We start from the raw sequence: 20,327 nt of genomic DNA, 5'->3' as shown, positions 1-20,327 counted from the left end.
CACCCGCCCCCTGCTTGACCGCACCCCAGCCACCTCCACCGCCCGAAGGAGCCGCATGCCCAGCAAGCAGGCGCTCGTCCGCCGCCCCGGCCCCCGCCTCGCCGAGGGGCTGGTCACCCACATAGACCGGCGCCCGGTCGACTCCGCCCTCGCCCTGCGCCAGTGGGAGTCCTACGTCCAGGTGCTCCGCGACCACGGCTGGCACACCACCGAGGTCGCCCCCGCCGACGACTGCCCCGACGCGGTCTTCGTCGAGGACACCATGGTCATGTTCCGCAACGTCGCCCTGCTCGCCCGCCCCGGAGCCGGCCAGCGCCGCCCCGAGATCCCGGACGCCCGCGCGGCCGTCGAGGCGCTCGGCTGCTCCGTCAACGAGGTCCGGGCGCCGGGCACCCTGGACGGCGGCGACATCCTCAAGGTCGGCGACACCGTCTACGTGGGCCGCGGCGGCCGCACCAACGCCGAGGGCGTCCGCCAACTCCGGGCCGCCTTCGAGCCGTTGGGCGCGCGCGTGGTCGCCGTACCGGTGAGCCGCGTACTGCACCTCAAGTCCGCCGTGACCGCCCTCCCGGACGGCACCGTCATCGGCCATCCGCCCCTGGTCGACGACCCCGCCGTCTTCCCCCGCTTCCTGCCCGTCCCCGAGGAGTCCGGTGCCCATGTCGTGCTGCTCGGCGGCGGCAGGCTGCTGATGGCCGCCGGCGCGCCGCGCAGCGCGGAGCTCCTCGCCGACCTGGGGTACGAGCCGGTCCTCGTGGACATCAGCGAGTTCGAGAAGCTGGAGGGCTGTGTGACCTGCCTGTCCGTGCGGCTGCGCGAGCTGTATGCATGACGGGGCATCATCCCCCGGCGCGTCGTGCGCCTGCCCGGACCGCACCGTCGGCCGTGCCTATCGTGGCGCCATGAGCAACCTCGACCTCAGACCCGCGCCCAGCCTCTGCGGCGGCACCGGCCGTACGGGCCCGGTCCGCGACGTCCAGCCCGGGAAGCAGGTTCCCCTCGGCGAGAGCACCGTCGTCCGCCGACTGCTGCCGAACCTGGGCCGGCGGATGATCGGCGCCTGGTGCTTCGTCGACCACTACGGCCCCGACGACATCGCCGCCGAGCCCGGGATGCAGGTGCCGCCGCATCCGCACATGGGGCTCCAGACCGTCAGCTGGCTGCACGAGGGCGAGGTGCTGCACCGCGACAGCCTCGGCAGCCTCCAGACCGTACGGCCGCGGGAACTGGGCCTGATGACGTCCGGCCGGGCCATCGCCCACTCCGAGGAGTCGCCACACGGCCACGGCCCGTTCCTGCACGGCGCCCAGCTGTGGGTGGCACTCCCCGGCGAACACCGCCACACGGCCCCGTCCTTCGAGCACCACACCGACCTGCCGGTGGTCAACGGCGGCGGGCTCTCCGCCACCGTCATCCTCGGCGAACTCGCCGGCGCCACCTCACCCGGCACCACCTACTCCCCGCTGGTCGGCGCCGACCTCACCCTCACCGCCGGCACGGACACCCGCCTGCCGGTCGACCCCGACTTCGAGTACGCGGCGCTGACCATCTCCGGCGAGAGCGAGGTCGACGGCGTCCGGCTGGCCCCCGGCGCCCTCCTCTACCTCGGCTGCGGCCGCACCGAGTTGCCCCTGCGCGCCGACTCCCACAGCTCCCTGATGCTCCTCGGCGGCGAACCGTTCGAGGAGAACATCGTCATGTGGTGGAACTTCGTGGGCCGCTCCCAACAGGACATCGAGGAAGCCCGCACCGACTGGACGACGGGCTCCCGCTTCGGCGCCGTCCACGGCTACGACGGCGACCGCCTGCCCGCCCCCGAACTCCCACCGGTCGCACTGAAGCCGCGGGGGAGGGTGCGGTGAGGCGGGGGCCCTGTGCCGAATCCACCGGCAGGACATCACCCGCCCGCCGCCGCGTCAGTCCTCCCCGACCCGCGCTCCGGCGGCTCGCGCCAGCGCCCGCGCCCCGGGGCTGACGCCCCGCTTGCGGGGGGACATCCGTGAGTCCGTCGCCTCCCGCTGGGCGACCTGCAGGAGGTTCCGCGGCCCGGGGGTCGCCATGACGCCCAGGTACCGGGGATCGCCGGCGAACCACGCGGTGGTGACCTGCCCGGACTTCACCGCGCGCACCCAGAAGTGCCGTCCCGTCCCGATGACCCCGCCGAACCCGAGGCCCACCGTCTTCTCCGGCCGCTCCGGGTTCGGCACGAGGAACTGGGTGCTGCCGTTCTTCTTCGACCTGACCTCGGCGATGCCCGCCTGCCACGGATAGACCCGCAGCACGCGCCGCATCCCCATCAGGGAGGAGGCCGCGACCGCCGCCAGCAGGGCGTACCAGATGCCGACGAACAGCACCGGCATCCACACCACCAGCAGCCAGGCCGGCGTCATGACGACGGCGAACAGCCAGGCGGGGAAGCCCGCCATCCAGCCCAGCACGGCGGCACACCGGAACAGCGCCGTACGGCGCCATGCCCGGCGGGTGGCCGGGTCCTCCCAGGCTGTCTTTTCGTGCACTGGAGACGTCCCTTCCGTCATCACAAGTCTCCGATCAGCCGAACACGTCTCGTGCGGCTGCGACTTCCCGGGCCTCCGGCACCTGCTCGCGCAGCTGCGGCGGAAGTGGGTTGTCGAAGCTCACCATGCGGGCGATGCCGTAGAACATGTCACGGTAGTGCGCATGGTCGGATGCGGCCGTCGTGCTCAGCGCGAGCACAGCAACACGGAGGCCGTCGGGGTGCGGGAGGTAGCCGGTCATCTCGAAGACCTTCTGTCCCTCCCGCTCGTTCAGGCTCTCCACCACGGCCGCCGGGCCGCACGGCAGGTCGACCAGTTCGGCGTCGCGCGCCCCCGACGAAGCCAGGGCAGCCTTCGCCGCTGCGAGCTTCGGCGGAGCCCAGGGGATTTCTTCCCAGTTGATCAGGAACACCGAGTGCAAGACGTCGCCCGACTCGTCGTGGTGCATCCCCATCGAGAGGTGGACGGTGCCGTTCTGCGCCAGCAGGCCACCCATCGCCCGCGCCTCATCCATGCTGGAGCGGAACGACTCGTACTGCTCCTCCGGTACCAGTCCGGCGAGCAGCTCGAGACCGTCCGTCGCCCCGGTGTCGGGTGCGTCCGAAACGGGATCCAGCGGCACCTCGACGAAACCGGGCGGCAGGGCAAACCAGATGTCGCACTCGGCGCTCATCGCCGATCCGGCGACGGCGAACTCATCCATGATCTCGTCAGTGGCGGGCATTGAACAGCACCTTCAGCGTCTTGAATGCAGTAGATCCGTTGCCGGCACCGTCGAAGCTGCCGGCCCGGGCGCCGTCCATGCCAGTGCCCACATTGTTGACGGTGTCGTTGTCCAGTGCGTCGATCAGGTCCTTCGCCGTGCCGTACGTGCCGGTGGCGGCTCCGGCGCCGGCGACACCGATGTCGATCATCTGCCCGGCCCTCTCCGGGTTGGCGGCGCCCTTGACCGCCCAGGCGGTCAAGGGGTTCTCGGCCGCGGAGATCCGGTTCGCGGCGAGCCACGTCTTGCTTCCGGCGCTCGCCAGATGGTCGGTGAGGGACAGGGCCTCGCCCGCCGCGCCGGCCGAGCGGGCCGCTCCGTTGATGCCGCGCGCCACGGCGCCCACTCCGGGCACCATGCCCAGCGTGTCCCCCGCCACCCCCACCGCATTGCTCCAGAAGTCGGCGTCGAACTCGCCCTTGGTGAACCCGTCCGAGAGAGAGGCACGGACGGCGGGGTCCGACAGACGCGAGGCAAGTGTGGCCGCGCTCGCCGTCGCGGCGACCAACAGGAAGGCCACGCCGATGGGGCCGCTCAGGATCAGTGCGAGGAGACCGGCGATCGCGGCCACCGTGCCCAGCACATCCGTGAGGTTGTCGTCCAGCCAGTCCATGGCCTTGCCGAACCAGCCTGGCTCCTCAGGTGCCAGCTTGTCCGTCGCATCCCGGATCAGGGTGGCCTTGTCGCGTGCCGTGGAGGAGTGCTCGCCCTCCAGCTCATGGGCGCGCCGTTTGATGGATGAGAGATGGTCCTGCGCGTCGGTGACCGCGTCTCGTGCATCGTTAAGCGCCGTGGTGGCCTTGTCCAGCCGGGCCTGTGCGTTCTGCAGCGACGCTTCGTCGTCGAAGGTCTGGTGCGCAAGCTTGAGGTCAGGGTTACCGCTGGCGCTCTTCTCCCGGTCCTTGGCCGCGTCGAGCTTGTCCTGTGCGGCCTTCGCCTCGCTGTCCAGCTTCTTCGCATCGCCCTGATAGCCGTGCAGAGAGCGGCTCCAGCTGTCCAGGGCGTGCGCGGCCTTCAGCAGGGAGGTGTGGGCCTTCTTCAGGTTGTCCGGGAGTGCACCGTCCAGCTCCTCACGAAAGGCGACAGCCGCGTCGCCCTCCCACGAGTTGCCGGACTGCAACTGCTGCACCAAGCCGTGCGCCTTCGCCAGGGTCTCCGCCGAGGACGCCAGCTTCGACTTCAGGGCCGAAACGGCGGCGACGTTCCCGGGGACGGGGTTAAAGCCCAGGTGGGGGTATGACTGTGTCACTTCGCTCCCGCCTTGCCCGCGGCCTTCTTGAATGCCTCTTCCAGCGCCTGCTCGACCTCTTCGTAGTTCTCCTTGGTCTTACTCACCGCTTCGGTGAGCTTCTTGGTCTGCTCGGCGATCTGCTCGGAGCCGTACTTCCAGTGTTCCTGGAAGTCGTTGCAGGCTTCATCGAGCTCGTCGGTGCCCATCCGGTCAGACGTCGTCTGGTTCATCAGCTTGCGCACGCCGTCAAGCGATTCATGAGCCTTTTTGAGCGTTCTCATGAAGTCACCAAGCTCTCCAGTATCGACCGAGAACTTCTCTCCCACGGGATCGATCCCCCCTACAGCTGGCTCTGGCATACGGCGCGCCGGTCACATCGGCCTACGTGTCCGAAGACCCTACATTCAACTGATGAAGGGACGCTCTTGCTCCGTTGTCATTGGTGCCTCACGCCGACACAGTCAGGTCACGGGGCAGCCTGCCGAATGTTCATCGCGAGGCAGCGCTCGGCTGCCGAACCTCGCTGCCACCAGAGTGTGGTGCGAAATCGGCACATTGGTTGGAGATGTGCTGGAACTTCGTCCGGCGGTGGCAGGGGAATGCCAAAGGGGCATGGGAATGAACCATGGTCTCGCCCTGCGATGCTGTCATGGTCATATCAGTGCGCGTGTTCCCGAGTTCTCCCTGTGCCCCTGAACTGCATTGTCGTGCTCGTTAGTAGGCGGCATGCGCCATGAGTGAATCACTGCCGAGAGATGCCCACATTTCCCCGTGTTTGCCAGATTTGCGGACTGGCCACGCCTCGAAGCGGAACCCTCGACAACGCGCCGAAGGCGTGGAAGGTGTCTTCTGCACCCTTACCGACGCCAGTCAACCCGCACGGTGGCGGTCCAATCGAACTCCTCCAGCCCCAGGAATTCATCGTGGTGTGAGCTGGTGACTTTGACGGCATCGAAGCATGCGACCGTCCTTGGGAATCGGTGCCTTGGCGGCATCTGGGGGAGGGAGGAGCGGCGGGTGGAGCCCCGCAGTACCAGGCTCAGGCGCGAGAGAAACCGCTGCGGAAGGTGCACTCGTGGAGGCGGAGTGTGGCGAAGCAGACGTCGCCGGCGCACCGACCATGCCGCCGGCGCCCTTCGGCCAGTGGCCGTGGATGCCGATGGCCGCCCGGTCCTTGCCGTTGCCGTCGGAAGGGTGCCCACCACTGGGCGGAGTAGCCCCGCTCGTGGCGTTGACGCAGCAGAAGGCCTCCTCGATGCCGCCGTCGCGGTCGAGGGTTCCAGGTCGCGGGGTGAGCCGCACGCATGGGCCGCCAGATGTGCTCGCTGAACAGGTCGGCCAGCGGTTCTTCTCGACGCGCAGCAGGATCAGGCCCAGCAGCTGGGTATCGATGCTGCGGTAACTGGCCCTGCTGCCGGGGGCGTAGGTCAGGGCGTGGTCGTCGATGGTCGGTTCTCCCTGCTCGTTTCATACGGGAGGGGCCCGAGACGGGCGGACTGGTCTGGACGCCGAAGTCGTCCGTTCCGGGGGCTTGTTCACCGCGGCTGGTCAGCACGTGTCGATGACGAGTGTGCGGTGGATGAGGGAATGCGGTTCAGGGGGAGAGGTGCGGCTGCTCTCCGCTCGCCGGTCGGCGGCCCTGTGTGGGAGCCGCTTGTATGGCGGCGAGCCAGAAGGCTTCCGGCAGGGAAGTAAGGACGGAAGTGTCTTCCCGGTCAGCCCGCCGGCTCCGCCCACGTAGCGATCCGCACGGCCGCATCGACAATCACCTCGGGCGACAGCCGCATCGCCTGCTTCCTGCCCGCCATAGCGAGGCACAAGTCTGCCGTGCTCCGGGCTGTCCTGCTTCACGGGGCAAGGAGGAATGAGGAATGCCGGCGCCGGTCGTGGCTGACTGCGCCGGACCCGGCCGGGAGTGGCTCCGCTCGCCACCCCGTCCCGCTCCGCTCACCCACACCTCACAGATACAACCCCGCATCCGCCCCCGAGTCCTGGGGCGGGACCGAGGCGGGGCGGGTGCCGCGGCGTAGTGCGTAGAGTTCGGCGAGGGTGGCGCCGTCGCGGGAGATGTCCTGGTCGGTGCCGAGCCAGCGGGTCGCTTCGGTGCGGCTGAGCGGGCCGACCTCGATGCGGGCCAGGCAGCGGCCCGGGCGGACCACCGCGGGGTGCATCCGTTCCAGGTCCTCGTTGGTGGTGACGCCTACCAGGACGTTGCGGCCCTGGCCCAGCAGACCGTCCGTCAGGTTGAGCAGCCGCGACAGGGCCTGCCCGGCGGCGTGTTTGGCCTCGCCGCGGATCAGTTCGTCGCAGTCCTCCAGGAGCAGCAGCCGCCAGCGGCCCTTGCCGGTGCTGTCGTCCTCGCCGATCGCGATGTCCATGAGATAGCCGACGTCGTTGAAGAGCCGCTCCGGGTCCAGGACGCAGTCCACCTGGCACCAGTCCCGCCAGGAGCGGGCCAGGGTGCGCAGGGCGGAGGTCTTGCCCGTCCCCGGCGGGCCGTGCAGCAACAGCAGCCGGCCGGAGATCTCGTCGGGTGCCACCTTCATCAGCCGGTCCATCGCCTCGGCCACCGGCGCCGTGTAGTTGGGGCGGATCTCCTCCCAGGTGGCCGCCGAGATCTGCCGGGACGTGCGGTGGGGGCCGCGGCGCGGGGAGAAGTACCAGAAGCCCATCGGGACGTTCTCCGGCCGGGGTTCCGGTTCGTCCTCCGCCCCGTCGGCGGCCTGTCCCAGCACCTTCTCGGCGAGGTCGTCGGTGACGGCGGTGACCGTCACGTCGGCGCCGTGGTTCCAGCGGGAGACCAGCAGGGTGAAGCCCTCGCCCTCGGCGAGGACGGCGCTGCGGTCCTCGTCCTTCGCCGAGCGCAGCACCCGGGCGCCGGGTGGCAGCAGGGTCAGCCCCGGCCGCACCCGGTCGACGGACCGGCTGCGGGAGTACGGCTGCTCGCCCTGGGCGAACCGGCCCAGGAAGAGCGCGTCGACGACATCGGCGGGCGAATCGCTGTCGTCCATGGTCAGCCGGAGCGGAAGGGACTCTTCCGTGGCGGACGGCTGGACGTGATCGGCACACATGCCGTCATGATCCGTCACGGCGGCCCGCCTCGTACACGGATTATCCCGGCGTTTCCCCGCGGCCGGGCGGCACGGTGCGCGGGACGGCCGTGCGCCGGTGCAGGGCCCGGGGGCTGAGGGTGACGGGCCGCCCACAGACGGCGCAATGACGGACCGTCGGGCGCGCCGTCCGGAGACTGGGAGGACGTGCCGCGAGGTGAGGTGACCGCCGGAAGGAGCCGCGTCCGTGGAGCCGCCGAGCGGACCACCCCTGACGGTGATCATGGTCTGTCTGACCGTGGCGACCGGGATGCTCGACGCCGTCAGCTTTCTGGCGCTCGGTCAGGTCTTCACCGCCACCCAGACCGGCAACCTGCTCTTTCTCGGCTTCGGTATCGCCGGGCAGGGCGGGCTCCCGGTGGTGACGACGATCGTGTCGCTCGGCGCCTTCGTGCTGGGCGCGGCGCTCGGGGCGCGGATGGAGTCCACCCTGGCGGCACGGGAGTACCGGTGGTTCCCGACGGCGCTGACCGTGGAGGCGGCGCTGCTGGCCGCCGCCGCGGTGGCGGCGTGGGAGTCGGGGCCGGCGCCGGGCCTGCCGCCGGGCCGGCGCGGTGTCGCCATCGGCCTGATGGCGCTGGCGATGGGCATGCGGAATGTCACCGCCATGCGGGCCGCGCCGGCCGACCTCACCACGACCGTGGAGACCCGGGCGATGACGGCCCTGGTCAGCGGGTCGCGGGTGGGGCACGACGCGCGGCTGGGGTACGGCAGCCACGCCGTGGGCCGCCGGACGCTCTCGGTCGCCGCGATGTTCGCCGGCGGTCTCCTCGGCGCCGGGCTGCTGGGACTGGGGACCCGTCCGACGCTGGTGATCCTGCTGGTGGCCGTCTTCGTGGCGGCCACCGCCTTTCTCGTACCCGGCCTCGCCCGCCGTCAGCAGCGGAACGGGAAGGGGGAGGGGAACGGGGAGGGGAAGGGGTGAGCGGCCGTCAAGAGCGCGGGCGGGACAGGGCGGCCGGGTCGGCGGCGGCATCGGGCCACCCTCGGGGAGGTCTCGGCGACGGGTGTCGCGGCGGGGAGGGGAGGGTGAACATCCGCTCGGATCGGCGGATTTGCCGTGAATCGCGGAATGACTTTTGGCATGGACACTTCCGGCTACCCGCGAGTCTTGCTACGACAGATGTGGCAGAGATCCTGCTAAGGGAGGTTCCATGAGACTGTCCCGATTCGCGGCCTTGACGTCCGCCTTCTTCGTCACCACGGCGCTCGCGCTCACCGGCGCGAGCGCCGCCGCGTCCGCCCAACTCCCCACCGCCACGGGCTATGTGGCCCTCGGCGACTCCTACTCCTCCGGCGTCGGGGCCGGCAGCTACGACAGTGGCAGCGGTTCCTGCAAGCGCAGCACCAAGGCCTACCCGGCCCTCTGGGCCGCCGCGCACTCCCCCTCGTCCTTCCGCTTCACCGCCTGTTCCGGCGCCCGAACGGGTGATGTTCTCAGCGGCCAGCTCGCACCGCTCAGCGGCTCCACCGGCCTGGTGAGCATCAGCATCGGCGGCAACGACGCCGGATTCGCCGACACCATGACGACCTGTGCGCTCCAGGGCGAGAGCGCCTGCCTGGCCCGGGTCGCCCAGGCCAGGAGCTACATCACCACCACCCTGCCCGGCCGGCTCGACGGGGTGTACGACGCCATCTCCGAGAAGGCCCCGGCCGCGCATGTGGTGGTCCTGGGCTATCCGCGCTTCTACAGGCTCGGCGGAAGCTGCATCGCCGGCCTCTCCGAGAAGTCCCGGGCCGCGATCAACGCCGCCGCCGACCACATCAACGACGTCACCGCCAAGCGGGCCGCCGACCACGGCTTCACCTTCGCCGATGTCAACGCCACCTTCTCCGGCCATGAGCTGTGCTCCGGCAGCGCCTGGCTGCACAGCGTGACCTTCCCCGTCCTGGAGTCCTACCACCCCACCGCCGCCGGCCAGTCCGGCGGCTACCTGCCGGTGTTCGCCTCCGCTGCGTGACGACCCGTACGCCGGGCGCCGGGGAGAGGCCGTGATCCCGGTCTCTCCCGGTGCGCTCCGGCGGTCCGCCGGGGGACCCGCGGGGTGGCGCCCGGATGTCCGACGGTTGCTCAACTCGCCCTGCTCCGCGCCTTGTACGTGACATTCCGTATGGTGTTCGTCAACGTCAGAGCGAGGCAGGTGAATCCGGTGACCGGTCTGCACGCGTGTCCGCCGAGAGAGATAGGGTTACCCTGCCCGGGCCGGGTGCCCTCATAGGGTGGGGAGAGTCATGGAACAGATAACAGTGCGTAGCAGGGCGCGTGTCCCTGCCATCAACTGCCGGAGCAGCGCGTCCAGTGCGCGTCTCGACCGTCATCTCGCGGTACTGGGTGGTCCCGCCATCCCGCATCGTGAGGTGGAGGGCGCGACGTCGCTGATGCAGGAGCTCACCGCGCGCGATCACTCGCGTACGAGGAACGGCCGCGGCGCGAGGGTGTCGCTGTTCGCACCGCTGCGCAGGCTGCGGCGCTCGCTGTTCGGCGGGCACGGCTGATCCGCTGCTGAAAGCGGCATCCCGGGCGATCACCCCGTCCCGGCGCGGCACCGCGGTCCGATCGTTCATCAGGCCCGGGGCGCCGGTGCCACACCGGTGTGCTCGCCGGGGCGGGAACCCTCGCCCCGGAGATGCCGTGCCCCGCTCACCCCTTCGCCCGGCCCCGTCCCCACCCGGCCGGTCGTACCACTCCCCACCACCCGTCGCCCGTGCCGCGACGGGTGTTCTGCTGTGCGGGGCCGCCGTCCGACGGCCGTGGGCCAGGTATCCGCCCGAGCACTACAGCAGGGCGAACTGCCCCTCCGGGCCCTCCTCGTGGTGATCGAGGACGGAGGCCGGGCGGTGCGCGGAGACCGGCGCCGGAAGGATGCCGGCCGCCCGCAGCTCACCAGCGGTCACCTGCGGGGCGTCTCCCGTGCGCTGCCTCAACTCCTCGCACCGCGGGCGGAGTTCGGCCAGCAGGGCCAGTACGGTGATCAGCTCCAGCAGCTCCGAGGTCCACTCCTGCGGCCAGCCGTCGGGGCGCAGCGCGGCCAGCGAACCGGCCTCGGGCGGTTCCGCTCCCGCGCCGGTGCGCTCGGCGTACCACGCCGCAAGGACACGGACACCGCCCGCGTGGACGTCCCAGGCGCCCGGCGGCACCGGCGAGATCCGGCCGCCGCCGAGGAGCAGCGCCTCCTCCTCCGGGTCGTAGCCGAGCGCCTCCGGCAGCCCGCGGTCGGGCAGCGCGGAGCGTACGTACGGGCGCCGGCCGCCCGGCATCCGGGGCCGCTCGCCCGCCCGCCCGCCGTCCGCCCCGTGTACGTGGGCGCCGCGGGTGGTGAGCCACAGCAGCCGTGCGCCGAGCGCGACGCCGCGGTCCCAGAGGTCCGGGTCGGTGGTGAGCGGGACCGCGCAGCCGTCGGGGGAGTGCTGGGCGCTCGCGGCGAGCCAGGCGAGCAGGTCCGTCGGGGCCACCGGGCGGTCCAGGCGGCGGCCGAGCAGCGCGAGCAGGCCCGGGGCGACGTTCGGCTCCCGGCCGCCGGGCCGCCGGTAGAGGGGGCGGATACGTCCGGGGCGGCCGCCCGGCGACCGTCCGTCCGGCAGCAGCGCCGAGCAGGTCACGGCGGGGCCGGGCAGCTGCGGTACCTGCCCCCACTCGACCGCGAACAACTGCCGTGCGTCCGCGACCCGCCACAGCTCCGGGCGCGCACCGTCGATCAGCCGGTGGTCGGGCAGCAGCCACTGCTGGTCGAACGGGCCGTGCAGAATCCGCACCGGTTCCGGGCAGGGCCCGCCCGCCCGGTACAGCCGCCCGGTCGGGGTGGCCTGGCCCGGCAGCTGGCCGACGGCGGAGTGCAGGGTCCGGGCCCGGGACGGCCGGAACAACCGCTCGCGTTCCGCCGCGTCCTCGGCGGCCACCAGCGCCGCCCAGCGGGCGCGCAGGGTGGCCCGGTCCGGCGCCCGCACCCAGGAACGGCCGAGCCGCAGCGGCGCCACGGACCACGGCATGAGATCGGACAGCCGTGGCGCGTCCTGCTTCGCCGTCACGCGGAGCCCCTCCCGGACCGTTCGGTTGACCCCGGCATGGTATCCAGCGCCCCGGCGGCCGCACCGAATCCGCAGGCCATACCACTCTTCCAGGACGGACACAGGCGGTCTTCCGCTTGCTGATCTTGACGGAGTACGGTCCTGGCCGTACGCCCGACCACGCGGTGCGGACCGGCTCCGCCCCGTGCGCCGGGACCTGCTCAGGGGAGGACCGTCATGACGGACACCACCTCCTCCACGCCGGAACGGCGCGGGGGAACCCCGGTCGGCGGCCGGGCCGCGGCACGGCTGGACCGGCTGCCGCCGACCCGGTGGCACCGCCGCCTCACCCTCGTCGTCGGGATCGGCGCCTTCTTCGACCTCTACGAGATCTTCCTCGGTGGGGTGCTGGCCGCGGCCCTCGCGGAACGGTGGCACCTCGGGCACACCGCCACGTCATGGGTGATCGCCTCCGGCTTCCTCGGCATGTTCGTCGGGGCGAACGTGCTGTCGGTGCTCGCCGACCGCTTCGGGCGGCGCCGGATGTTCCTCGTCAACCTGGCCGGGTACGCGTTCTTCTCGCTGCTGTGCGCCGCCGCCCCGAACCTGACCTGGCTGCTCGTGCTGCGTTTCCTGTCCGGTCTCGGGCTCGGCGCCGAACTCGTGCTGGTGGACACCTGCCTCGCGGAGTTCCTGCCCCGGGCGGTGCGCGGCCGCTACATCGCCTGGGCGTACACCCTCGGCTTCGCCGGGGTGCCGGTCGCCGCGCTGCTCGGTGCCCGACTGGTGGCCGCGCACCAGCTGTTCGGCATCGAGGGCTGGCGCTGGCTGCTGGTCGCCGGCGCCCTGGGGGCCGCGTTCCTCCAGGTGATGCGGCGCCGGCTCCCGGAGTCACCACGGTGGCTGACGGTGCAGGGGCGCGAGGCGGAGGCCGACCGGATCGTGGCCGCGATCGAGGAGCGGGTGGCCCGGGAGAGCGGCGGCAGCCTGCCGTCCGTACCGGAAACCGAGACCGTCCCGGAGCGGAAGGTGCCCCTGGCGGAGATGTTCCGGGGCGAGCAGCGGCGGCGCACCCTCATGTGGTGGATCTTCCAGGTGCTGCAGACCGTCGGCTACTACGGCTTCGCGTCGCTGGCGCCGGTGGTGCTCACCGCGAAGGGCCACACCGTCACCGACTCGCTGCTGTACGCGGCGCTGAGCTTCTGCGGCTATCCGCTCGGCTCCGCGCTGTCCATCCCGCTCATCGACCGGATCGAGCGCCGGACACTGATCATCGCCTCCGCGCTCGGGATCGCCGCCTGCGGCCTGGCCTTCGGATTCGCCACCGCCACCTGGGCCGTCGTCACCTTCGGCTTCCTGCTGACGGTGTGCAGCAACGTCTTCTCCAACGCCTTCCACGTCTACCAGACCGAGATCTTCCCGACCGGTCTGCGCAGCAGTGCGATCGGTATCGCCTACTCACTGTCCCGCCTCACCTCGGTCGCCCTGCCGTTCGTCGCACTGACCGTACTGACGAGCCTCGGGGCGGCGGCGGTCTTCGCCGGCTCGGCGCTGCTGATGCTGCTGCTGTGTCTGGACGTGGCGCTCCTGGGTCCCCGCAGCACGGGGCGGAGCCTTGAGCGAATCTGAGGCCTTCCCACGTTTTCGGCTTTCCCGCCGTGGGGGCCTCGCGTGGTTTCGGCTCCGCTGCGCGGGGCGTGGGCTGAGGTGATGCTTGCCTGTTCCTCGCCGTTGCGCCTGCGGCGGGCCGGTCCGCTGCGCGGGGCTGTCGGGGTGCGGTGACGGGCCTCCGGGGCCTGGTGTGTGGACGTAAAGCGAAGCAGTCCGGAAACCCTGCCCCGGAGGCCCGTCACCGCACCCGACACCCACCCGCCCGCCGCAGGCGCAACGGCGGGAAACGAACAAGCATCGGCCGAGGCAAAGCGCAGCGGACCGGCGCAACGGCGCAGGCAGCCACAAACACCACCCGCACCCACGCCCCGCGCAGCGGACCCGAAACGGCGCGAGGCCACCACGGCGGGACAGCCGACAACGTGGGAGGTCACGCCTCCAGGGTGACCGTGAACGAGAACCGGTCGCCCCGGTAGTGGATGCGGGCGACATCGACGGCGCAGCCGTCCTCGTCGTAGGTGACGCCCGTGTAGTGGAGGATCGGGCTGAGGAGCGGGACCTTGAGGAGGCGGGCGGTCTCCGGGTCGGCCAGCCGTGACTCGACGGTGTCGGTGATCCGGCTGATCCGGACGCCCACGGCGTCCCTCAGCACCTTCGTCATCGGCCAGCGCAGCAGGTCCGCCGGGTCGATCCGCCCGGCGACCTCGGGGCGGACGTAATTGCGCGCGTGGTTGGTCGGTTCGCCGGTCTCCTCGTCGCTGCGCAGCCGGGTGAAGCCGGTCACCTCGGTCATGTCCGGGAAGTACTGGGCCAGTTCGGGGGGTACCGCTGTGCGGCCGTGTGCCAGCAGTTCGGTACTCATGCCCGACTGCTGGGCCACGATCGCGTCCACGGAACCCAGCAGCCGCACCGGCGCCCCGCGTCGGGCGCTGGGCTCGATGAAGGTGCCACGGCGCCGGTGCCGGCTGATCAGTCCCTCCGTCTCCAGCTCCTTGAGGGCCTGGCGCATGGTCAGCACGCTCACGCCGTAGTGCGCGGCGAGCGCGTCCTCGGTGGGCAGCCGCAGCGGCGCCTCCGGGGAGCGGCCCAGTATGGAGGCGCGCAGCGACTGCGAGACCTGATACCAGAGCGGCAGCTTGCGGTTCAGGGCGAGCGAGTCGGGAGCGAAGGTGGTCACGAGGTGTTCCCCGGTGTCACGGGCGGAAGTGGCGCTGGAGACCCTGCCATACGTCGTCGTAGCCACGCTGGAGGTGTCCGGCGTCCCGGGCCTGCTCGGTGAGGGTCAGCGGCCAGCGGGTCTCGAACATGAAGGCCAGACCGTCGTCGATCTTCTGCGGCCGCAGCTCGGCGGCGCTGGCCCGGTCGAAGGTCTCGCGGTCGGGCCCGTGCGCCGACATCATGTTGTGCAGGGAGCCGCCGCCCGGTACGAAGCCCTCCGCCTTGGCGTCGTAGGCCCCTTCGATCAGGCCCATGTACTCGGTCATCACGTTGCGGTGGAAGTAGGGCGGCCGGAAGGTGTCCTCGCCGACCAGCCAGCGCGGTGCGAAGACCACGAAGTCCACGCCCGCCAGCCCCGGGGTGTCCGAGGGGGAGGTGAGCACGGTGAAGATCGACGGGTCGGGGTGGTCGTAGCTGATCGAGCCGATGACGTTGAAGCGGTGCAGGTCGTAGACGTACGGGGCGTGGTTGCCGTGCCAGGCGACGACATCCAGCGGGGAGTGGTCGTAGGTGGCCGCCCAGAGGTGGCCGCCGAACTTGTTGATGACCTCGACGGGGCCCTCGACGTCCTCGTAGGCGGCGACCGGGGCACGGAAGTCCCGGGGGTTGGCCAGGCCGTTGGCGCCGATCGGGCCGAGGTCGGGGAGCTGGAAGGGGCGGCCGTAGTTCTCGCAGACGTAGCCGCGGGCGGTCGGGCTCTGCCCGCCGTCGGGCGCGGCGTCCAGCAGCTCGACGCGGAAGCGGACGCCGCGCGGGATCAGCGCCACCTCGCCCGGTTCGGCGTGCAGCAGGCCGAGTTCGGTGCGCAGCAGCAGCCCGCCCCGTTCCGGCACGATCAGCAGCTCGCCGTCCGCGTTGCCGAACACCCGCCGTTCCATGGAGGTGTTGGCGTTGTAGAGGTGGACGGCCATACCGGTGCGCTGGGTGGCGTCGCCGTTGCCGCCCAGGGTCCACAGGCCGTCGAGGAAGTCGGTCGGGCCGGCGGGCTCGGGCAGCGGGTTCCAGCGCAGCCGGTTGGGGTCGGGGAAGCAGTCGGTGAACGGCGCGGAGCGGACCGCGTGCCGCTCGGCGCGGACGAACGGGGGATGCGCGGCCGACGGGCGGATGCGGTAGAGCCAGGAGCGGTGGTTGTGGGCGCGCGGTTCGGTGAACGCGGAGCCGCTGAGCTGCTCGGTGTACAGGCCGAGCGGTGCGCGCTGGGGGGAGTTGCGGCCCGCCGGCAGCGCGCCGGGGACGGCCTCCGAGCTGTGCTCGTTGCCGAAGCCGGTGAGGTACTCCAGCCTTTCCGCCGTCTTCCTCGCCTGCTCGTTGCCCGTGCCTGTCATCGCGTGCTCCCGCCGCTCAAGGAATCCTATGCAAGACCTTAGGATTGCCGTGGGGAGGCGTCAACGATGGGGCACGGCCCTGTTGATGGAGTCCCCCTCCTTGAGTGGTGTGGAGAGTGGGGGAGAAGCTGCGGGCTCGGGCCCGGTCGGGTCGCCGCGTATGTGCCGCCGTCTCCCGTGGCGGGCAGGATGGTCGGGTGCAGCAGCCGACGCCCCGCCCCGGTCCGCCGTCCGCCGCCCTGCGCCGCGCCCCCGTCCAGCGGCGCAGCGCCCAGCGGCTGGCCCGCATCCTCGACGCCTGCGCCGAAGTGCTGGAGGAGACCGGGTACGAGGACCTGAGCACCCGGGCCGTGGCCGGCCGCGCCGGGGTCCCGATCGGCTCCGTCTACCGCTTCTTCCCCAACAAGCGCGCCATGGCCGAGGCCCTCGCCCGGCGCAACCTCGACGCCTACGCGGACCGCATCACCGACCGGCTCACCGCACCGGCGCACACCCCGCTCCGGTGGCGCGACGCGACGGACGTGGTGGTTGACGAGTACCTCGCCATGAAGCGGACGGTGCCGGGCTTCGCCCTGGTCGAGTTCACCGTGCCCGCCCCGAGCGCCACCCGGCAGGCCAACTACGAGGTCGCCGACCGGCTGCTGGCCCTCTTCGCCGGCCCGCTCGGTCTGGACGCCGCCGACGAACGGCTGCGCACCGCCTTCCTGGTCGGCGTCGAGACGGCCGACGCGCTGCTCCAGCTCGCCTTCCGTACCGATCCGGCCGGAGATCCGGCCCTCGTCACCGAGACCAAGGTGCTGCTGCGGGCGTATCTGGCGCGCTATCTGGACGGGGCGGACGGCGGGGAGGGGTGAGGGCCGCGGTGGGGGCGGCGCCGGTCCGGACTGCCGGTTGTGCGCACTCCCGTCCGGTGAGATCCCTATTGACCTGGGGTTTTGCTCGTATTGCTCGCGCGTCAAGGCCTTGTTAACAAAACTTTGCGGGACCTAACGTCGCCTGAACCGCCACCCCCGGCAGATGTTCAAGGGCGAACGTGAGGTACCCCTAATGCTGACAATCCTCGGATTCGTCATGATCGCCGCCTTCCTGGTGCTGATCATGATGAAGAAGATGTCACCGATGGCAGCGCTGGTGCTCATCCCCGCGCTGTTCTGCGTCCTGGTCGGACAGGGCGCGCACCTGGGCGACTATGTCCTCAAGGGCATCGGTGACCTGGCCCCCACAGCCGCGATGCTGATGTTCGCCATCATCTACTTCGGGGTGATGATCGACGTCGGTCTCTTCGACCCGGTCGTCCGCGGCATCCTGAGGTTCTGCAAGGCCGACCCGGTGCGGGTGGTGGTCGGTACGGCACTGCTCGCCGCGATCGTCTCGCTCGACGGCGACGGCTCCACCACCTTCATGATCACCGTCTCGGCGCTCTACCCGCTCTACAAGCGGCTGAAGATGAGCCTCGTGGTGATGACCGGTGTCGCCGCCACCGCCAACGGCGTGATGAACACCCTCCCTTGGGGCGGTCCGACCGCCCGCGCCGCCACCGCGCTCAAGCTCGACGCCGGTGACATCTTCGTCCCGATGATCCCCGCCCTGGCCGTCGGCCTGGTCGCGGTGTTCGCCCTCGCGTACGCCCTCGGCCGGCGCGAGCGCAAGCGGCTCGGCCTCCTGACCCTCGGCGACACCGGGCCGGTGAACGGGGCCGTCCCGGAGCAGGAGACCGAGCAGGTCCTGGTCGGTGCGGGCACCGGCGGTACCGGCGCGGGCAGCGCGCCGCGCGCCACCGGCGGTACGGGCGGCGGCACCGATGCCGACGACGCGCCGGCCGCCGGCTCCGGAGAGCAGGCCGACGAGGACGACGGCCTCCAGGTCCTGGACCCGCGGCGCCCCACCCTGCGCCCCAAGCTCTACTGGTTCAACGCCGCGCTCACCCTCGCGCTGCTCACCCTGCTGATCCTGCAGACGCTGCCGATCCCGGTGCTCTTCCTGCTCGGCGCCGCCCTCGCGCTCACCGTCAACTTCCCGCACATGAAGGACCAGAAGGCCCGGGTCGCCGCGCACGCCGAGAACGTGCTCAACGTCTCCGGCATGGTCTTCGCCGCCGCCGTCTTCACCGGCGTGCTCACCGGCACCGGCATGGTCGAGCACATGGCCCGCTGGCTGGTCAGCGGCGTCCCCGACGCCCTCGGCCCGCACATGGGCATCGTCACCGGCGTCCTCAGCATCCCGCTGACCTACTTCATGTCCAACGACGGCTTCTACTTCGGCATCGTGCCGATCCTCGCCGAGGCCGGCGCCGCCCACGGTGTCGCGCCCATCGAGATCGCCCGCGCCTCCCTCGTCGGCCAGGCCCTGCACATGTCCAGCCCGCTCGTCCCCGCCGTCTACGTCCTCGTCGGGATGGCCAAGGTCGAGTTCGGCGACCACACCAGGTTCACCGTCAAATGGGCCGCCCTGACCTCCCTCGTGGTCCTGTGCGCCGGTGTGCTCTTCGGCATCATCTAGATGACCGGCACCGACACCCGGAGGCCCGGCAGGAGCTGGCTGCTGCGTCTGGTCGTCACCTTCTCCTTCGCGCAGGGAGCGGTGAGCATGGCCAGGCCCGCCGTCTCCTACCGGGCCCTCGCACTGGGCGCCGACGAACGGGCCGTCGGCGTCATCACCGCCGTCTACGCCCTGCTGCCGCTGCTCGTCGCCGTGCCGCTCGGCCGCCGCACCGACCACGGCCGCTGCGCCCCGCTGCTGGTGGCCGGGGTGGCGCTGATCAGCGGCGGCTGCGCGCTCAGCGGACTGGCCGGATCGCTGCCCGCGATGGCCGCCTGGAGCGGGGTGATGGGACTGGGGCACCTCTGCTTCGTCATCGGCGCCCAGTCGATCGTCGCCCGCCGCAGCGCCCCCGAGGACCGCGACCGCAACTTCGGCCACTTCACCATCGGCGCCTCCCTCGGCCAGCTGATCGGCCCGGCCGCCGCCGGACTCGTCATCTCCGAGCACGACGGCCGGATGGCCCCGACGAGCGCCACCGCCCTGCTGGTCTCCGGCGCCGTCGCCGCCGTCTCCTACGTCTCCCTCTGGCGCCTCGAACAGCGCGCCCGCACCGCCCCGTCCGGCACCCCGGCCGCGGCGGCCGGCCCCCCGGTCCCGGTCCGCGGCATCCTGCGGACCCGGGGCGTACCGGCCGGCATCTTCATGAGCCTGGCCGTGCTCTCGGCCACCGACATCCTCACCGCCTACCTCCCCGTCATCGGCGAGGACCGCGCCATCGCCCCCACCACCGTCGGCCTGCTGCTCAGCCTGCGGGCCGCGGCCACCATCGCCTGCCGGCTGGTGATGACGCCGATGATCCGGTGGCTGGGGCGCACCGCGCTGATGGTGGTCAGCTGTGCGCTGGCCGGTGTGCTGTGCGGCGGTCTGGTGCTGCCGGTACCGGTGTGGGCGCTGGCCGCGATGCTGCTCGCCCTCGGCTTCTGTCTCGGCGTGGGCCAGCCGCTGTCGATGACGACGGTCGTGCAGGCCGCCCCCGAGCGGGCGCGCAGTACGGCGCTGGCGCTCCGCCTCACCGGCAACCGCCTCGGCCAGGTCGCCGCCCCGGCCGGCGCCGGACTCCTCGCCGGAGTCGCGGGCACCGCCGCCCCCTTCGCCCTCCTCGGCGCGCTGCTCCTGTCCTCCGCCGGACTGGCCGCCCGCACGGGCCGCGAGCCGGGCGGCCAAGGGGCGTCCGGCGCGGGCGGGTTGCCTCCGCCGGCGGCCAGGGAGGAGGCCGGACCGAAACGGGCGGGCAAGGGCGCCGGTGGTCCGCAGACCCGCTCCACGGGACCGCGGGCCCGCTCCGAGAGGCCGTAAGCCCTCCAAGGCGCGGTGAGCGGAACTGAAGGGCCCGGGTGCAGCTCGGCAGAGGTACGGGACGTGCGCCGTTCAGCCGTCGCAGCCCTTGATGTCGTCGTCACAGCCGTCCACATTGTCCCGGGCGACGGTGTTCAGCCGCCACATCACGAGGCCGCTGCCGGTCCGCACCCCGTCGACGCGGACCGTGAAGGGGGCGCCCGGGGGGATGTTGAACTGATCGGCCTCGGGGTCCCCGCAGCCGATTCCGTAGGCCTGCTCCTCACTGCCGCGGGTCAGCGTGAGGGTGAGTTCCCGCACGCCGCTCGTGTCGCAGGTGAGGTCGAGGCGGTACCACCGCTTCCCGGATGCCTGGAAGGTCTTGTGCACTCCGTCGGCAAGATGCGCGGACCCGGAGTCGGAGAGTTTCGCCGCGCTGCCGTCGTCCTCGTAGGCGTCCAGAGCCCGCTCCGCGCGTTGCATGGCGTCGTCGGGCTCCCATGGCTTGCCGCTGTCCGGTGCCGGGGTCTTCCGCTCCTCGGGGGTCTTGGAAGGCTTCGCCGACGAGGTGTGCGGGTCCGCGGTCTCCGGCCGCGCCGTTTCGGCGCAGCCGGACAGGAGTAACACTGTGGCGGCGCCGAGTGGGACGAAGTGGTGGAGTGGGCGCAGACGCATGGGAACCTCGGGAGTGTGGTCTTGCCGATGGCGGGAGCCCCTTGGGAGGCTCCCGCC

General features: G+C 71.6%; 18 protein-coding genes. 9 read left to right on the top strand and 9 right to left on the bottom strand.

The window, feature by feature from the left end; all coding sequences use genetic code 11:
• The first annotated feature begins 55 nt into the window (after positions 1 to 55).
• Both ddaH and ACWC9R_RS16980 read left to right on the top strand, forming a co-directional pair.
• A complete protein-coding gene (ddaH, locus tag ACWC9R_RS16985; protein WP_450732297.1) occupies positions 56 to 832 on the top strand; it encodes a dimethylargininase in 777 nt (258 codons plus the stop codon).
• A gap of 70 nt (positions 833 to 902) precedes the next feature.
• Entirely contained in the window at positions 903 to 1,862 is a 960-nt protein-coding gene (locus tag ACWC9R_RS16980; RefSeq protein WP_450732295.1) for a pirin family protein, read from the top strand.
• Positions 1,863 to 1,916: 54 nt separating this feature from the next.
• Here ACWC9R_RS16980 and ACWC9R_RS16975 read toward each other — a convergent pair whose 3' ends face one another.
• From ACWC9R_RS16975 to ACWC9R_RS16955, 5 genes are all read right to left on the bottom strand, one after another.
• Complete coding sequence (locus tag ACWC9R_RS16975) at positions 1,917 to 2,516, bottom strand: hypothetical protein (protein WP_450732293.1); 600 nt, start codon at positions 2,514 to 2,516, stop codon at positions 1,917 to 1,919.
• Between the two features lie 34 nt (positions 2,517 to 2,550).
• Entirely contained in the window at positions 2,551 to 3,240 is a 690-nt protein-coding gene (locus ACWC9R_RS16970) for a hypothetical protein (RefSeq protein ID WP_450732292.1), read from the bottom strand.
• Positions 3,227 to 4,528 carry a hypothetical protein gene (locus tag ACWC9R_RS16965; protein ID WP_450732291.1) on the bottom strand — a complete coding sequence of 434 codons (1,302 nt, stop codon included), beginning with the start codon at positions 4,526 to 4,528 and terminating at the stop codon, positions 3,227 to 3,229. Before ACWC9R_RS16965 ends, ACWC9R_RS16970 begins: the two co-directional genes overlap by 14 nt.
• On the bottom strand, positions 4,525 to 4,836 hold the full coding sequence (locus ACWC9R_RS16960; protein ID WP_450732289.1) for a hypothetical protein: 312 nt from the start codon (positions 4,834 to 4,836) through the stop codon (positions 4,525 to 4,527). The genes ACWC9R_RS16965 and ACWC9R_RS16960 overlap by 4 nt, the downstream gene beginning before the upstream one ends.
• Before the next feature lie 1,632 nt (positions 4,837 to 6,468).
• Entirely contained in the window at positions 6,469 to 7,581 is a 1,113-nt protein-coding gene (locus ACWC9R_RS16955; RefSeq protein ID WP_450732287.1) for a DUF5925 domain-containing protein, read from the bottom strand.
• A gap of 226 nt (positions 7,582 to 7,807) precedes the next feature.
• Here ACWC9R_RS16955 and ACWC9R_RS16950 point away from each other — a divergent pair, with 226 nt between their 5' ends.
• The 3 genes from ACWC9R_RS16950 to ACWC9R_RS16940 all read left to right on the top strand — a co-directional run bounded on the left by ACWC9R_RS16950 (position 7,808) and on the right by ACWC9R_RS16940 (position 10,116).
• Complete coding sequence (locus ACWC9R_RS16950) at positions 7,808 to 8,545, top strand: YoaK family protein (protein ID WP_450732285.1); 738 nt, start codon at positions 7,808 to 7,810, stop codon at positions 8,543 to 8,545.
• Positions 8,546 to 8,774: 229 nt separating this feature from the next.
• Positions 8,775 to 9,581: an SGNH/GDSL hydrolase family protein gene (locus ACWC9R_RS16945; RefSeq protein ID WP_450732283.1), complete on the top strand. Its 807-nt coding sequence runs from the start codon at positions 8,775 to 8,777 to the stop codon at positions 9,579 to 9,581.
• A gap of 271 nt (positions 9,582 to 9,852) precedes the next feature.
• The gene (locus ACWC9R_RS16940) at positions 9,853 to 10,116 is read left to right on the top strand and encodes a hypothetical protein (RefSeq protein WP_450732281.1); all 264 of its coding nucleotides are present in this window, start codon (positions 9,853 to 9,855) and stop codon (positions 10,114 to 10,116) included.
• Between the two features lie 279 nt (positions 10,117 to 10,395).
• On the opposite strand, the gene ACWC9R_RS16935 is transcribed toward ACWC9R_RS16940, so the two are convergent.
• Complete coding sequence (locus ACWC9R_RS16935) at positions 10,396 to 11,646, bottom strand: type ISP restriction/modification enzyme (RefSeq protein WP_450732280.1); 1,251 nt, start codon at positions 11,644 to 11,646, stop codon at positions 10,396 to 10,398.
• A gap of 216 nt (positions 11,647 to 11,862) precedes the next feature.
• Here ACWC9R_RS16935 and ACWC9R_RS16930 point away from each other — a divergent pair, with 216 nt between their 5' ends.
• The gene (locus ACWC9R_RS16930) at positions 11,863 to 13,254 is read left to right on the top strand and encodes an MFS transporter (protein ID WP_450732278.1); all 1,392 of its coding nucleotides are present in this window, start codon (positions 11,863 to 11,865) and stop codon (positions 13,252 to 13,254) included.
• Positions 13,255 to 13,666: 412 nt separating this feature from the next.
• On the opposite strand, the gene ACWC9R_RS16925 is transcribed toward ACWC9R_RS16930, so the two are convergent.
• Both ACWC9R_RS16925 and hmgA read right to left on the bottom strand, forming a co-directional pair.
• Positions 13,667 to 14,413 (bottom strand): GntR family transcriptional regulator, encoded by a 747-nt coding sequence (locus ACWC9R_RS16925; RefSeq protein ID WP_450732276.1) that lies wholly within the window; start codon positions 14,411 to 14,413, stop codon positions 13,667 to 13,669.
• A 16-nt stretch (positions 14,414 to 14,429) separates the two neighbouring features.
• On the bottom strand, positions 14,430 to 15,779 hold the full coding sequence (gene hmgA / locus ACWC9R_RS16920) for a homogentisate 1,2-dioxygenase (RefSeq protein WP_450732274.1): 1,350 nt from the start codon (positions 15,777 to 15,779) through the stop codon (positions 14,430 to 14,432).
• Between the two features lie 197 nt (positions 15,780 to 15,976).
• Here hmgA and ACWC9R_RS16915 point away from each other — a divergent pair, with 197 nt between their 5' ends.
• The 3 genes from ACWC9R_RS16915 to ACWC9R_RS16905 all read left to right on the top strand — a co-directional run bounded on the left by ACWC9R_RS16915 (position 15,977) and on the right by ACWC9R_RS16905 (position 19,616).
• The gene (locus tag ACWC9R_RS16915; protein WP_450732272.1) at positions 15,977 to 16,633 is read left to right on the top strand and encodes a TetR family transcriptional regulator; all 657 of its coding nucleotides are present in this window, start codon (positions 15,977 to 15,979) and stop codon (positions 16,631 to 16,633) included.
• Positions 16,634 to 16,826: 193 nt separating this feature from the next.
• A complete protein-coding gene (locus tag ACWC9R_RS16910; protein WP_450732270.1) occupies positions 16,827 to 18,278 on the top strand; it encodes a CitMHS family transporter in 1,452 nt (483 codons plus the stop codon).
• Positions 18,279 to 19,616 (top strand): MFS transporter, encoded by a 1,338-nt coding sequence (locus ACWC9R_RS16905; protein ID WP_450732268.1) that lies wholly within the window; start codon positions 18,279 to 18,281, stop codon positions 19,614 to 19,616.
• A gap of 72 nt (positions 19,617 to 19,688) precedes the next feature.
• On the opposite strand, the gene ACWC9R_RS16900 is transcribed toward ACWC9R_RS16905, so the two are convergent.
• The gene (locus ACWC9R_RS16900; protein ID WP_450732266.1) at positions 19,689 to 20,270 is read right to left on the bottom strand and encodes a hypothetical protein; all 582 of its coding nucleotides are present in this window, start codon (positions 20,268 to 20,270) and stop codon (positions 19,689 to 19,691) included.
• Positions 20,271 to 20,327: the final 57 nt, after the last annotated feature.

It is taken from the genome of Streptomyces sp. NPDC001219 (assembly GCF_053597915.1).
This window is presented reverse-complemented; position numbering and strand designations above follow the sequence as displayed.

Coding starts and splice junctions, on each gene's coding strand:
- ddaH (WP_450732297.1), top strand. CDS start 56: ATGCCCAGCAAGCAGGCGCTCGTCCGCCGCCCCGGCCCCCGCCTCGCC.
- ACWC9R_RS16980 (WP_450732295.1), top strand. CDS start 903: ATGAGCAACCTCGACCTCAGACCCGCGCCCAGCCTCTGCGGCGGCACC.
- ACWC9R_RS16970 (WP_450732292.1), bottom strand. CDS start 3,240: ATGCCCGCCACTGACGAGATCATGGATGAGTTCGCCGTCGCCGGATCG.
- ACWC9R_RS16955 (WP_450732287.1), bottom strand. CDS start 7,581: ATGTGTGCCGATCACGTCCAGCCGTCCGCCACGGAAGAGTCCCTTCCG.
- ACWC9R_RS16945 (WP_450732283.1), top strand. CDS start 8,775: ATGAGACTGTCCCGATTCGCGGCCTTGACGTCCGCCTTCTTCGTCACC.
- ACWC9R_RS16940 (WP_450732281.1), top strand. CDS start 9,853: ATGGAACAGATAACAGTGCGTAGCAGGGCGCGTGTCCCTGCCATCAAC.
- ACWC9R_RS16930 (WP_450732278.1), top strand. CDS start 11,863: ATGACGGACACCACCTCCTCCACGCCGGAACGGCGCGGGGGAACCCCG.
- hmgA (WP_450732274.1), bottom strand. CDS start 15,779: ATGACAGGCACGGGCAACGAGCAGGCGAGGAAGACGGCGGAAAGGCTG.
- ACWC9R_RS16910 (WP_450732270.1), top strand. CDS start 16,827: ATGCTGACAATCCTCGGATTCGTCATGATCGCCGCCTTCCTGGTGCTG.
- ACWC9R_RS16905 (WP_450732268.1), top strand. CDS start 18,279: ATGACCGGCACCGACACCCGGAGGCCCGGCAGGAGCTGGCTGCTGCGT.
- ACWC9R_RS16900 (WP_450732266.1), bottom strand. CDS start 20,270: ATGCGTCTGCGCCCACTCCACCACTTCGTCCCACTCGGCGCCGCCACA.